The sequence below is a fragment of the Paraburkholderia bannensis NBRC 103871 genome (assembly GCF_000685015.1).
In the GTDB taxonomy this organism is placed as follows: Bacteria; Pseudomonadota; Gammaproteobacteria; order Burkholderiales; family Burkholderiaceae; genus Paraburkholderia; species Paraburkholderia bannensis.
In genome coordinates, this window is record NZ_BAYA01000012.1 from 111,290 (window position 1) to 124,117 (window position 12,828).

Below are 12,828 nucleotides of genomic sequence, written 5' to 3' on the forward strand. Positions count from 1 at the left end.
ATAAGCAATCCGAAACATTTGTAACGAATGATTTCGCCCAGGATCGCTGCCAGCCTGAAACTGAATAAATACTCGATTGCGCACGAGCGGCGCAATAGAAATAATTCGATTGCCAACCGAACTATTAATTGGATTTAAAAATCCAGATCATTAAATTTGTACAAATCCAGCGCTAATTCTCATTTTTAATCGCGCGCAGGATGTACCGGTCGATTATTTTCTGATGACCATTGCGGGCGGCATAAGAACGCTCTCATGCCGCCCGCCATCAAGCTTTACTTCTTCTGAATAAACTCGATCTTGTACCCGTCCGGGTCGGTCACGAAAGCGATCACGGTCGTGCCATGCTTCATCGGCCCGGCTTCGCGCACCACCGTGCCGCCCTGCTCCTTGATCTTCGCGCAGGCCGCGTAGGCATCTTCCACCTCGACAGCCAGATGGCCGAAGCCCGTGCCCAGGTCGTACGACGGCGTGTCCCAGTTGTGCGTGAGTTCGATCACCGTGCCGTCGCGCTCATCGGTGTATCCGACGAAGGCCAGCGTGAACTTGCCGTCGGGATAGTCTTCGCGGCGCAGCAGTTTCATGCCGAGCAATTCGGTGTAGAACTTGATCGAGCGGTCGAGGTCACCGACCCGGATCATCGTGTGCAAAAGGCGCATGGGGGACTCCAGTTTTTTGCCATCGTCAAAAGCGGGACTCTACCAAAAACTTTCCAGCCCTGCCGACGCCGGTTCAGCGCCGGGCTTGGGCCGCGTCCGGCAAGCCGGCCCGATTTGCTCTAGGATTGTCGCCATCCTGAAATGGCCGCCCGCGCGCCAGCGCATCGCGGCCGGTTTTGCGAACGACGACAGAAGAGATAGGAGCGGACATGCGGATTCTGGTAGTGGGTGCAGGCGCGACGGGCGGCTATTTCGGCGGGCGGCTCGCCGCTGCCGGGCGCGATGTCACATTCCTGGTGCGCGAGGCGCGCGCGGCGCAGCTACGCGCGGACGGTCTCGTCATCCGCAGTCCACACGGTGGCGACCTGACGCTGCGCGATCCGCAGACGCTCACGCGCGAGGCGCTTGCCGCGCCCGGCGCACAGCCCTTCGATCTCGTGCTGCTGAGCTGCAAGGCCTATGACCTCGATGACGCGATCGACTCCTTCGCGGGCGCGGTCGGCCCCGAAACGGTGATCCTGCCCCTGCTCAACGGGATGCGCCACCTGGAGATCCTGCAAGCGCGCTTCGGCACCCAGGCGGTGCTCGGCGGCGTCTGCCTGATCGCCTCGACGCTCAATGACAAACGCGAGATCGTCCACCTGAACGACGCGCACGCGATCACGTTCGGCGAGCTCGGCGGCGGCGTTTCGGCTCGCGTGGAGGCCATCGCGGCGACGTTCGGCAACGCAGGCTTCAACCTCAAGGCGAGCGAGCGCATCCTGCAGGAGATGTGGGAAAAGTGGGTGTTCCTGGCGTCGCTCGCGGGCAGCACCTGCCTCTTTCGCGCGCCGGTGGGCGTCATCGTCGCGACGCCGGACGGCGCGGCGACGGTCGAGCGCCTGTTCGCGGAATGCCGCGCCGTGGCCGCGGAACACGGCCATGCGGTGCGCGACAGCTTCCTGGAGCGTTCGCGCGCGATGCTGTTTGCGACCGGCTCGACGCTCACGGCTTCCATGCTGCGTGACGTGCAGAACGGTTCGCGCATCGAGGCCGATCACATTCTCGGCGACCTGATCCGTCGTGGCGGCGCGGCGCAACGCGCATCGAGCGAGCTGTCGGTGCTGCGCATCGTCTACAGCCAGCTCAAGGCATACGAGGCGCAGCGCGCGTAAGCCTCACATCGGGAGGCGGCAGAACGCGGCGCTTATTGCGGCGCCGCTTCTCCCAGCGCCTGCGCAACGCGCACGTATTCGTCCACCGGCACGTCCTCCGCGCGGCGCTGGAGATCGAAACCAAGCGCCTCGAAATCCACGCGTTCGCGGTAGTCCGCCAGCGTGTTGCGCAGCATCTTGCGGCGCTGCGAGAACGCCGCCGTCACGAGTTCGCCGAGAATCGCGGCATCCACCTTCGGCAGCTCATGCGGCGCGTACGGAATCATGCGCACGATCGCCGAATCCACCTTCGGCGGCGGCTGGAACGACTCCGGCGGCACGTCCAGCACCTTGTCCATCACGTAGCGGTACTGGAGCATCACCGACAGGCGGCTGAACGCCTTGGTGCCCGGCTCGGCGATCATGCGCTCGACCACTTCGTTCTGGAGCATGAAGTGCTGGTCGATCACGCGCTCCGCAAAGGTGGCGAGGTGAAACAGCAGCGGGCTCGAAATGTTGTACGGCAGGTTGCCGACGATGCGCAGCGACGGCACGTCGCCCGGCGCCGCGAGCGAACCGAAGTCGAACGCGAGCGCGTCGCCCGCATGCAGTTCCAGCAGCGGGCCGAACTTCTTCGTCAGGCGGCCGATCAGGTCACGGTCGAGTTCGACCGCGTGCAGCGGCGCTTCGGGCGTGGACAGGCGCTCGATCAGCGGCTCGGTGAGCGCGCCGAGACCCGGCCCGATTTCGACCATGCGTTCGCCACGCTGCGGGCGAATGATGTCGACGATCGACTCGATCACATACGTATCGACGAGAAAGTTCTGGCCGAAGCGCTTGCGTGCGAAATGGCCCTGGTGCTGCTTGCTGCTCGATTTGCTGCTATTGGACATCTTGGTCTGGTCTATTGAATGGCGCGACGGTGGCGCGCCATCGAAACTGCGGTGTCGATGGCGGCGATCAGGCTGCCCGCGTCCGCGCGGCCCGTGCCGGCGAGGTCGAGCGCGGTGCCATGATCGACCGAGGTGCGCACGATCGGCAGGCCCAACGTGACGTTGATGCCCTCGCCGAACGTCGCGTATTTCAGGACCGGCAGGCCCTGATCGTGAAACATGGCCAGCACGCAGTCGGCCTCGTTGAGATAACGCGGCTGGAACAGCGTGTCGGCGGGATAAGGGCCGCGCGCGTCGATGCCTTCGGCGCCCGCCTGGGCCAGCGCGGGCGAAATCGTGTCGATCTCCTCGCGGCCCAGGTAGCCGTTCTCGCCGGCATGCGGGTTCAGGCCGGTTACGAGGATGCGCGGCGTCGGCACGCCGAAGTGGTGACGCAGGTCGTGATTGACGATGCGTAGCGTCTCCAGCAAGCCTTCGATGGTGAGCGCGGCGGACACGTCCTTGAGCGGCAGGTGCGTGGTCGCTAGCGCGACGCGCAAGGGCCGTGCACCCGTGCCGGCGAGCATCATCACCACGCGCGGCGTGTGCGTGCGTTCCGCGAGATATTCGGTGTGGCCGGTAAACGGCACGCCGGCGTCGTTGATCGTGCTCTTTTGCAGCGGCGCGGTGACGATGGCGTCGAATTCCTGCGCCACGGCGCCGTCGATCGCGCGGTCGAGCAGCGCAAGCACGTAAGGGCCGTTGGCGACGTCGAGCTTGCCCGCTTTCGAGGGCGCGGCGAGCGCGACGTGTTCGACGCTCACCTTCTGCCCTGCCTGCACGGCTGCCCAGTCGACGCCCGCCGAGCCCGCGCGCGCTTCGATGAGCGCACGGTCGCCGAGTACGACGAATTCGGCATCCGGCCAGTGCGCCGAGGCGCCCGCCAGCGCGGCCGCAGTCAGTTCGGGGCCGACGCCGGCCGGCTCGCCGGTGGTGATGGCAATGCGGATCGGCCGCGGCCCCCGCGGCGCTGAAGACGAAGAAGCGGGGACATTCACGGCGCGATTCCTTTCAGGCGGATCAGTGTTGCTGCGGCGGCGTCATGCCGCTGATCTTGTAGTCGACGTAGGCCGTGTCGCGCAACTGGCGCAGCCAGTCGGCGTAAGCCTGTTCGGCCTTGCGCTGGCCGATCGCCTGACGCGCCAGATCCATCTGTTGCGCGACCGAGCCTTCGGCTTCGCGGCGGCCCAGCACCTGGATCAGGTGGTAACCGTATTCGGTACGCACCGGCTCGCTGAGCTGGCCGTCCTGGAGCGTGTTCATGGCGCGCTCGAATTCAGGCACCGTCTCGCCCGGGCTGATCCAGCCGAGGTCACCGCCCTGCGAGGCCGAACCGTCCTGCGAATAGGTACGCGCGAACTTGGCGAAGTCGCCGCCCGCCGCCACTTCACTGCGGATTTCCAGCAGCTTCTGGCGAGCCTGCGGTTCCGACATACCGTCGCCCACGCGCAGCAGGATGTGGCGCACGTGCGTCTGCGTGAGCTGCGGCGCGGCGGCGCTCGTGCCCTGCCCCTGGCGGCGCTCGACCAGACGGACGATTTCGAAGCCGTCGTTGGTGCGGATCACCGAGGGATTCACTTCACCCGGACGCAGCGTGCCCGCGGCGGTCACCCACTCGGGCGGCAGCTTCGACGGGGCGAGGAAGCCCATGTCGCCGCCCTTGCTGGCGTCGGCGGCCTGCGAGTTCGACTTCGCGAGGCTAGAGAACTTGCTGCCCGACTGCGCTTCCTTGAGCAGCGCATCGGCCTTCTTCTGCGCGGCTTCGATGTCGGTTTCCGACGCGTTCAGCGGCGCCTTGATGAAGATGTGCTCGAAGTGCAGGTCGCTTTGCTGACCGGCGTTCGGGCCGCGCTGGCTGGCGATGTAGTTGGCGACTTCGGCATCCGACACCGAAATCTTGCTGTCCACTTCCTTCTCGCGCAGCTTCGAAAGCGTGAGCTCCGTGCGTGCGTCCTTCGTGAAGGTCGACCACGGCACGCCAGCGGCTTCGATGCGCGAGCGGTAGGTGGCGAGATCCATGCCGTTGGCCTGGGCGAGGCGTTCGAGCGTGCGGGTCACCGACGCGTCGTCCACCGAAATGCCGTCTTCCTTGGCTTTCTGGAGCTGGATGCGCTCGAGCACCATCTGGTTGAGCACCTGGGCGCGCAACTGGTCGGACGGCGGGATCGGCGCGTTTTGCTGGGTCAGGCGGCGCGAGATGAGCGCGACACGGCTGTCGAGCTCGCGTTGCGTGATGACGCCGTCATTGACGACGGCGGCGATCAGGTCGACGGTCTGGCCGTTGCCGCCCTGCGCGAGCTGCTGCGCGTAAGCCGGAGCTGCCGGCAGCAGGCCTGCGACGGCGAAGAGACTCGCAGCGTACGCTGCCAGGCGAAGCTTTTTCATGATTCCCACAGATACTCCAAAGTTGGCGGGCAGCTTCGCCCGTCTCTAAGCACCGACCCGCGCTGCACCGGAGCGCGGCCAATCGAAACTGCCGAAAAGCCGCGTGCGCCAGATCACGCGTTATTGATAATCCGTGAATCGCGACGGCGACGGCGGCTGGCCGGGCAGTTGCGTATAGCCCGGCACGCCAGCACGGAAGGCCGCCACCAGGCCGTTGTCCACGTTCGACAGGCCCTTGAGCGTGAGCTGCGCAAGGAAACGCGTCGCCGAATTGTTACCGCCCGTCGAGTTGATCCCGTTCGCGTAGCGCTGGATACCGATGCCGAGCGCCCAGCAATCGGCGTCGTACTGCATGCCGAGCAGACCGTCGACGATCTTGTGACCGTTCAGATCGTAGTTGAAGCGGCCCACGGCGAACACCCGGTGCGAGAACGGCCATTGGGCCGAAATCAGCACCTGGTTGATCGGCTGGTTGTCGAGCGTGCTGCTGTTCTCGCGCGTGTAGCGGTACGCGACGTTCAGTACGCGGCTCGGCCCCGGGCTATAGCCGAAGCCGACGCTCGCCTTCTCCAGCTGGTTCTGGTCCGCATTATATTGGAACGCAGTTTCCGACGCGAAACCGCCCCCGATCTTCAGCGACATGCCCGCGATCAGGTCGGAATGCGCCGCACCCGTGGTCGTCTGATCCTGCGTGAGCGTCACGCGCTGGTCGCGGAAGTAATACTCCTGGGCCAGCACGAAGCGCGCGCGTTCGTCGCCCGTCGCCGCGTCGATGAAGCGCGTCGTCAGTGCGGCGGTGATGCGGTTCGAGTCGGCGATACGGTCGTCGCCGACGAACGTGTTCGGCGTGAAGATTTCCGCGAGGCCGAAGTCGGCTTCCGCAGTATCGAAAAGGGGCGCGAACTCCTGGTTGCGATACGGCGTGTACACGTAGTACAGGCGCGGCTCCAGGGTCTGGATGTAGTCCGTGCCGAAGATATGCACCGAGCGGTCGAACACCAGCCCCGTATCGAAGCTGAAGGTCGGGATCGACTCGGTGAAGTTCTTCGGCGTGCCGGCGGGCGAGCCGAAAGTCGAATCCGAACCGATGTTGCTCAGGTTGTACGACGCGAAGTGCCACTGCACCTTCGGCGTGACGAAGTAACCCGGGCCGGTCAGCGAATACGACAGATACGGATTGAAGACGACGCGATCGCCTTCGGTCGCGTCAGCCGTCGTGATCCGGAATCGCGAGTAGTCGGCTTCCGCACCGTAGTCGAAGCCGTCGACGTTGAACTTCGCGTACTTCACGTTCAGTTCGGGCTCGCGGCCGTACGGCGCCTGCGACGGCGCGAGCGTCTGCCAGTGCTGCCAGCGGCCGAGCACCGACCACGGGCCGTTGTTGTACGTGACGCCCGCTTCCTGCTGATACAGCATCTGCGTGCCGTTCAGGAACTGGTTGGCGGGCGACGCAAGGTCTTCCGGATAGGTGTTGTCCGAGACCTTGTTGTAGTAGATGTAACCGCCGAACCCGTTGCCGAAGTTCTGGTTGTGCTGGATGAACAGCGCGTAGCGGTTGGTCTTCGTGATCGCGTCGTCGGGCAGGAACGTGCCGGTGATCGAGCCCGAGTAATTGGCCGACAGGTACCGGTACGTGCCTTGCAGGAACACGCCGCGCTTCGAGATCAGCTCGGGCGTGAACGTGAGGTCGCGATTCGGCGCGATGTTGAAGTAATACGGCAGCGAGATTTCGTAGCCGTTGGTCGAGCTGACCGAGAACGTCGGCGGCAACAGGCCGCTGCGGCGATCGCCCGAGAGCGGGAACGAGATCCACGGGCTCGCGAAGATCGGCACGTTCTGGAAGAACAGCACGCTGTTATGCGCGACGCCTTCGTCGGCGCCCGTGTCGAAGTCGAACTCGGTGCCCTTGATGTACCACGCCGGGTTGGTCGAGCACTGGCAGGCCGTATAGGTGCCGTTGGTCAGCACGGAGCGCTCGTTGTCGAGCAGGTCTGCACGCTCGGCGCTGCCCGAACCGCCCGTCACCGAAAAGTGATACTTCGGCGTGGTCATGAAGCCTTCGTTGGCTTCGACCTTCAGGTGAGCTTCGGGGCCGGCGAAGGTCGTGCCGTTTTGCACCACCACGACCTGGCCGTAAGCGTCGGCGAAGTCGGTGTCTTCGTCATAGTGGAGCGCATCGCCCTTGACGATGTTGGTGCCCTGGCGCAGTTCGGCCGCGCCCTTGACGGCGGCGTCGGTGCCCGAGGTGCCGGTGGTCGAATCGCCGAGTACGAAGGTCGCCGGGTGCTGTCCCGGTGCGTTGGGCGTGTCGCCGAGCTGCGGCGCGAGGCGCAGGCTCCACGCGTCGTCCAGGCGCTCGGCCTGCGCGGAAGCGCCCGAGAGCTGGGCGTGCGCGAACGCGGGCATGAAGCCCGGCACGGCCACGAGTGCCGCGATGAGCCGCCGCTTGCCCGGCACGCCGTCGTCACTGTTGGAGATCGTCTGGAAAAACTGTCTGGGCGGCATGTATGGTTTTGGCGTATCGGCCCGGCCGGATGCCCACCCATGATGGCTGTCCCGCCGGTATCGGGCAAGCTCCGGGCGAGAAACCGGAACAGCGTCGATCAGGGCAAGGTTGCGCGCAATTATTTACAATTCATCGGACGATGGACTGAAGATAAGTGCGGCAGGCGAACCGTCATGCAGGCTTTGGCGCGAGTCGCGTCAAAAAAGTCGTGGGGTATTATATGGCAAGACGTTGATCCACTGATTTTGCCTCTGGTTTACATGACCTTCTCCGTGCCGCCCTCCTCTGCCGACGCCCGCCGCGACCAGCTTGCCGCCTGGCTTGCCGGCCATGCCAGCACCTACGCCCTTGACCTCGCCACGCTCGCCCCGGCCTCCGCCGACGCGAGCTTTCGCCGCTACTTCCGCCTTGCGAGCGCAGGCGAGCACGGCGCGACGCTGATCGCCGTGGATGCGCCGCCGCCGGAAAAATGCCGCGAGTTCGTCGAAGTCGCGAAGCTGCTCGAAGCCGCAAGCGTCCATGTGCCGCGCGTGCTCGAAGTGGATCTGGACGCCGGCTTCATGCTGCTGACCGACCTGGGCACGGCGCCCTACCTGCCGGCGCTGGTCGAAGCCGGCCCCGGCCCGCGCTCGCGCGAACTGATGCGCGATGCCATCGACGCGCTGATCCGCTTCCAGTCGAGCTCGCGCGAAGGCGTGCTGCCGCCGTTCGACGAGGCCTTCCTGCGCCGCGAGATGGAGCTGATGCCCGAGTGGTATCTGGAGCGCCACCTGGGACGCAAGGTCGACGACGCCACCCGCGCGATGCTCGACCGCACCTTCGCGCTGCTGATCGCGAGCGCCCGCGCCCAGCCGCAGGTGTTCATGCTGCGTGACTACATGCCGCGCAACCTGATGATCGCCACGCCCAATCCTGGCGTGCTCGACTTCCAGGATGCGGTGTACGGGCCGATCACCTATGACATCGCCTCGCTGCTGCGCGACGCCTTCCTGAGCTGGGACGAAGAGTTCGAGCTCGACTGCTTCGTGAGTTACTGGGAACGTGCGAAGAAAGCCGGACTGCCTGTCGATGCGGATTTCGGCGAGTTTTACCGTCAGCTCGAATGGATGGGCCTGCAGCGGCATATCAAGGTGCTGGGACTGTTCTGCCGCATCAACTATCGCGATAACAAGCCGCATTACATGGCCGATCTGCCGCGCTTTCTCGACTACGCAAGCAAGGTGTCGCGCCGTTATCGGCCGCTCGCGCCGTTCGCGCGCTTTCTCGATGAGCTGCAGGGCACCGAAACTCAGACCGGCTATACCTTCTGAGCGTTTTCACTTCGTTTTCATTTCATGACAAGGTCGAATTCATGACGCCCGTGCGCACGGCAATGATCTTCGCCGCCGGACGCGGCGAGCGTATGCGCCCGCTCACCGACACCTGCCCGAAGCCGATGCTCGAAGCAGGCGGCAAGCCGCTGATCGTCTGGCAGATCGAGCGGCTGGCTGCGGCGGGGTTCACGCGTATCGTCATCAATCACGCCTGGCTGGGCGCGCAAATTGAAGCTGCGCTGGGCGATGGGGCGCGGTTCGGTGTGCAGTTGCTTTACTCCGCTGAGGGCGATGCGCTGGAGACTGCTGGAGGTATCGCGCAGGCGCTGCATTTGCTGGAGCAGGATGGCGAGTCGTGTGTGTTTCTTGCCGTGGCCGGCGATGTGTATAGCGATTACGATTTCGCGCGCCTGGATGCGCCCGCCAAAGCGCTCGCCGCGCGCGCCGAACCAGGCATGCATCTCGTGATGGTGCCGAATCCGCCGTTTCATCCGGATGGCGATTTTGCGTTGGGCGACGATGGCGTGCTCGCCATTGAGGGTGAGCCGCGTTTTACTTTTGGCAGCATCGGGCTGTATGACACGCGGATGTTTCGCGATCTTGAACCGGGTATCAAGCGCGCGCTCACGCCTTATTACAAGGCCGCTATTGCGCAGCGGAGCGCTACCGGCGAACTCTTCGAAGGGCGATGGGAGAATGTTGGGACTGCTGCGCAACTCGCTGCGCTGGATGCTGAATTGCGTGGCTGAAGTTGTCTTTGGCCTTTGGCATTTCCTTGAGTTCGCGTCGGTCTGCAAGCGTTGCCCCTGTGCGGGGCGGCACTTACTTTCTTTGCCGCGGCAAAGAAAGGTAAGCAAAGAAAGCCGCTCAAACCGCCAGTGTGACGCAGTCCACCACGCGCCCACCAGGGGAGTGGTGACTGGGCATTGCTCGCATCACTCGCCGTATAACGGATAGGCGGCACCCGCACATCCGGGGGCGCAAGCGCCCCGTTGGGTATAACAAAAACCCCTGGTTTGCTGGCGTTTTCGTTCTCGCTGCGGCGATTAGAACCATTGGTTTCCCGTGCATACCCAGCCGTTGCGAGCGCAGCGAGCAACGGGATGTGCGGGCGTCACCACTCTGTTGTGTGGTGCGAGAAGCGAGCGCTGCCCAGTCACCACTCCGATCATGGGCGCGTGGTGGACGGCGTCACACTGGCGGTGTGAGCGGCTTTCTTTGCCTACTTTCTTTGCCGCCGCAAAGAAAGTAGGTGCCGCCCCGCACAGGGGCAACACTTGCAGACCGACACGAAAACAAGGAAACGCGAAAAAAAACCTCAACCCTGCCCAGGCGCAACCTCATCCCGAGCCACATCAGGCGCCCCAGCCGTCCGCTGCTGCAACGCCCACATCTGCGCATAGTGCCCTTGCGCATCGAGCAACTCGGCATGCGTGCCACGCTCGACGATACGCCCGCGATCCATCACGATAATCTGCTGGGCATGCACGACCGTAGAAAGCCGATGCGCAATCACCAGCGTAGTCCGCTCCCGCGCAATCAAATCGAGCTCATGCTGAATAGCCCGCTCCGACCGCGAATCAAGCGCCGACGTAGCCTCATCGAACAACAAAATCGGCGGATTCTTAAGCAAGGTGCGCGCGATCGCCACACGCTGCTTCTCCCCACCTGAAAGCTTCAACCCGCGCTCCCCAACCGGCGTGTCATACCCTTTCGGCAAGCTCTCAATGAACGCATGAATATGCGCCGCACGCGCCGCAGCGATCACTTCCTCGCGACTCGCCGTCGGCCGCCCATAGGCGATGTTGTAGTAAATCGAATCGTTGAACAGCACCGTATCCTGCGGCACGATGCCGATCGAAGCGCGCAACGAATCCTGCGTCACGTCGCGAATATCCTGCCCGTCAATCGTGATCGCGCCACCCGCGACCTTATCGAGATCGTAAAAGCGGAACATCAACCGGGCGAGCGTCGACTTGCCCGATCCGCTATGCCCCACCACGGCCGTCGTCGTCCCCGCCGCGATCGTAAAGCTCACGTCGTGCAGGATCTGCCGCGCCGGATCATAAGCAAAATTCACGTCGGTAAAACGCACTTCGCCGCCACGCACGGCAAGCGCAGGCGCACCCGACGCATCGGGCACTTCGCGCGCAACGGTGAGCAGCGTGAACATGCGATCCATGTCGGTGAGACTCTGCTTGAGCTCGCGATACACCACGCCCAGAAAATTCAGCGGAATGTACAGCTGCAACATGAACGTGTTGATGAGCACGAGATCGCCCAGCGTGAGCTTGCCCGCCATCACGCCTTGCGTCGCGCGCCAGAGAATGAACACGAGCCCCGTGCCGATGATCGCCTGCTGCCCGAAGTTCAGCGCCGACAGCGAATGCTGCGACTTGATCGCCGCCGCGCGATAGCGATGCAGGTTCTCGTCGTAACGCCGCGTCTCCCACTCCTCGTTGCCGAAGTACTTCACCGTCTCGTAGTTGAGCAGCGAATCAATCGCACGCGAATTGGCGCGCGAATCCAGTTCGTTCATCGTGCGGCGAAAATGCGTGCGCCACTCGGTCACCTTCACCGTGAAGACGATGTACGCCGCCAGCGCCGCCAGCGTGACGAGCGCGTAATAGGCCTCGTATTTCACCGTGAAGAAGCCGAGCACCAGCCCCACTTCCACGAGCGTCGGCAAGATGCTGTAAAGCGAATACGAAATCAGCTGCGTGATGCCGCGCGTGCCGCGCTCGATATCGCGCGACATGCCGCCCGTCTGCCGGTCGAGGTGAAAGCGCAGCGACAGCGCATGCAGGTGCCGGAACACCTTGAGCGCGAGCTGACGCACGGCGCTTTCCGTCACCTTCGAAAAGAGGATTTCGCGCAGTTCGGTGAACAGCGATGTCGATAGCCGCACCATCGCATAGGCCACCACGAGCAAGCCCACGCCGCCCATCAGCACGATGCCGGGTGCGTGCTCCGCGCGGCCGAGCGCGGTGAGATGCTGCACCGGCGCGAGACCGTCGACGATGTGCTTCATCACGATCGGCACGCCCAGGTTGGCAACCTTCGCGCCGATCAGGCAGGTCAGCGCGAACGCGACGCGCCATTTGTATGCGGTGAGATACGGCAGCAGCGAGACGATGGTCTGCCAGTCGTTGCGCGGCCCGGTGGCGGGCAGCGCGGGTTCGTTAGAGGCTGGAAAGCGGCGCATGGAGGTTGAACGCGCCACGCACGAAGATGCGGGGCACTGCGAGAGTTGGGGACTGAAAACGGCTTGGGAACCGGTTAGGCGCGGGCTTCTACTCCAGCGGCCTGGCCGGCTGGCCGACCCGCTGCGCATGGCGCTTTCCCGTACAATTCCTGATCGCTGTATTGTCGCAGAAGGCGGCAAGCGCCGCTGGGCGCGCCCTGAAGGCGCTGGCCGCGCGGCGCTGTTGTTGCCCCGCTCTCGCCCTGTCCCCGCTCTTTTCCTGGATTCCCGATGACCGACTCTTATCCGCTCCCCCAGAAGTCGCCCGCGCTGCGCGTCGTGCCGCAGCCGTCGGACGCCAATGTCCACGGCGACGTGTTCGGCGGCTGGATCATGTCGCAGGTCGATATCGCCGGCTCGATCCCCGCGAGCCGCCGCGCCAACGGCCGTGTCGCGACCGTCGCGGTGAATTCGTTCCTGTTCAAGCAGCCGGTGTTCGTCGGCGACCTGCTGAGTTTTTACGCGGATATCGTCAAGACCGGCACGACCTCGGTGACCGTGCAGGTCGAGGTCTACGCCCAGCGCATGCGTTTGCAGGAAGAGGTCGTCAAGGTCACCGAAGCCACGCTCACCTATGTGGCGACCGGCAACGACCGCCGTCCGCGTCCGCTGCCCGCCGCGCAGTAACGGCTGCGCAGTAACAGCCGCTCAGTAAC

Annotated in this window: 10 protein-coding genes; 4 read left to right on the top strand and 6 right to left on the bottom strand. The window is 64.2% G+C overall.

The window, feature by feature from the left end; all coding sequences use genetic code 11:
- Positions 1 to 275: 275 nt before the first annotated feature.
- Positions 276 to 659, bottom strand: a complete 384-nt coding sequence (gene gloA / locus BBA01S_RS19425; RefSeq protein WP_027817916.1) for a lactoylglutathione lyase — start codon at positions 657 to 659, stop codon at positions 276 to 278.
- Between the two features lie 209 nt (positions 660 to 868).
- Between gloA and panE the strand changes: the two genes are divergently transcribed.
- Entirely contained in the window at positions 869 to 1,813 is a 945-nt protein-coding gene (gene panE, locus BBA01S_RS19430; RefSeq protein WP_027817917.1) for a 2-dehydropantoate 2-reductase, read from the top strand.
- A 32-nt stretch (positions 1,814 to 1,845) separates the two neighbouring features.
- Here the strand turns inward: panE and rsmA are convergent, their stop codons facing one another.
- The 4 genes from rsmA to BBA01S_RS19450 all read right to left on the bottom strand — a co-directional run bounded on the left by rsmA (position 1,846) and on the right by BBA01S_RS19450 (position 7,614).
- Positions 1,846 to 2,685, bottom strand: a complete 840-nt coding sequence (gene rsmA, locus BBA01S_RS19435; protein ID WP_027817918.1) for a 16S rRNA (adenine(1518)-N(6)/adenine(1519)-N(6))-dimethyltransferase RsmA — start codon at positions 2,683 to 2,685, stop codon at positions 1,846 to 1,848.
- Between the two features lie 11 nt (positions 2,686 to 2,696).
- A complete protein-coding gene (pdxA, locus tag BBA01S_RS19440; RefSeq protein WP_042297546.1) occupies positions 2,697 to 3,722 on the bottom strand; it encodes a 4-hydroxythreonine-4-phosphate dehydrogenase PdxA in 1,026 nt (341 codons plus the stop codon).
- Between the two features lie 22 nt (positions 3,723 to 3,744).
- On the bottom strand, positions 3,745 to 5,118 hold the full coding sequence (locus tag BBA01S_RS19445; RefSeq protein ID WP_027817920.1) for a peptidylprolyl isomerase: 1,374 nt from the start codon (positions 5,116 to 5,118) through the stop codon (positions 3,745 to 3,747).
- Between the two features lie 111 nt (positions 5,119 to 5,229).
- Positions 5,230 to 7,614 (bottom strand): LPS-assembly protein LptD, encoded by a 2,385-nt coding sequence (locus BBA01S_RS19450; protein ID WP_042297547.1) that lies wholly within the window; start codon positions 7,612 to 7,614, stop codon positions 5,230 to 5,232.
- A 261-nt stretch (positions 7,615 to 7,875) separates the two neighbouring features.
- Between BBA01S_RS19450 and BBA01S_RS19455 the strand changes: the two genes are divergently transcribed.
- Both BBA01S_RS19455 and murU read left to right on the top strand, forming a co-directional pair.
- Positions 7,876 to 8,925 carry an aminoglycoside phosphotransferase family protein gene (locus BBA01S_RS19455; protein ID WP_042297548.1) on the top strand — a complete coding sequence of 350 codons (1,050 nt, stop codon included), beginning with the start codon at positions 7,876 to 7,878 and terminating at the stop codon, positions 8,923 to 8,925.
- Between the two features lie 62 nt (positions 8,926 to 8,987).
- Entirely contained in the window at positions 8,988 to 9,677 is a 690-nt protein-coding gene (murU, locus tag BBA01S_RS19460) for an N-acetylmuramate alpha-1-phosphate uridylyltransferase MurU (RefSeq protein ID WP_407668325.1), read from the top strand.
- 569 nt (positions 9,678 to 10,246) lie between these two features.
- Here murU and BBA01S_RS19465 read toward each other — a convergent pair.
- Positions 10,247 to 12,133: an ABCB family ABC transporter ATP-binding protein/permease gene (locus BBA01S_RS19465; protein ID WP_027817924.1), complete on the bottom strand. Its 1,887-nt coding sequence runs from the start codon at positions 12,131 to 12,133 to the stop codon at positions 10,247 to 10,249.
- A gap of 270 nt (positions 12,134 to 12,403) precedes the next feature.
- On the opposite strand from BBA01S_RS19465, the gene BBA01S_RS19470 reads away from it, so the two are divergent.
- The gene (locus BBA01S_RS19470; RefSeq protein ID WP_027817925.1) at positions 12,404 to 12,799 is read left to right on the top strand and encodes an acyl-CoA thioesterase; all 396 of its coding nucleotides are present in this window, start codon (positions 12,404 to 12,406) and stop codon (positions 12,797 to 12,799) included.
- Positions 12,800 to 12,828 lie beyond the last annotated feature (29 nt).

Coding starts and splice junctions, on each gene's coding strand:
- gloA (WP_027817916.1), bottom strand. CDS start 659: ATGCGCCTTTTGCACACGATGATCCGGGTCGGTGACCTCGACCGCTCG.
- panE (WP_027817917.1), top strand. CDS start 869: ATGCGGATTCTGGTAGTGGGTGCAGGCGCGACGGGCGGCTATTTCGGC.
- rsmA (WP_027817918.1), bottom strand. CDS start 2,685: ATGTCCAATAGCAGCAAATCGAGCAGCAAGCAGCACCAGGGCCATTTC.
- BBA01S_RS19450 (WP_042297547.1), bottom strand. CDS start 7,614: ATGCCGCCCAGACAGTTTTTCCAGACGATCTCCAACAGTGACGACGGC.
- BBA01S_RS19455 (WP_042297548.1), top strand. CDS start 7,876: ATGACCTTCTCCGTGCCGCCCTCCTCTGCCGACGCCCGCCGCGACCAG.
- murU (WP_407668325.1), top strand. CDS start 8,988: ATGATCTTCGCCGCCGGACGCGGCGAGCGTATGCGCCCGCTCACCGAC.
- BBA01S_RS19465 (WP_027817924.1), bottom strand. CDS start 12,133: ATGCGCCGCTTTCCAGCCTCTAACGAACCCGCGCTGCCCGCCACCGGG.
- BBA01S_RS19470 (WP_027817925.1), top strand. CDS start 12,404: ATGACCGACTCTTATCCGCTCCCCCAGAAGTCGCCCGCGCTGCGCGTC.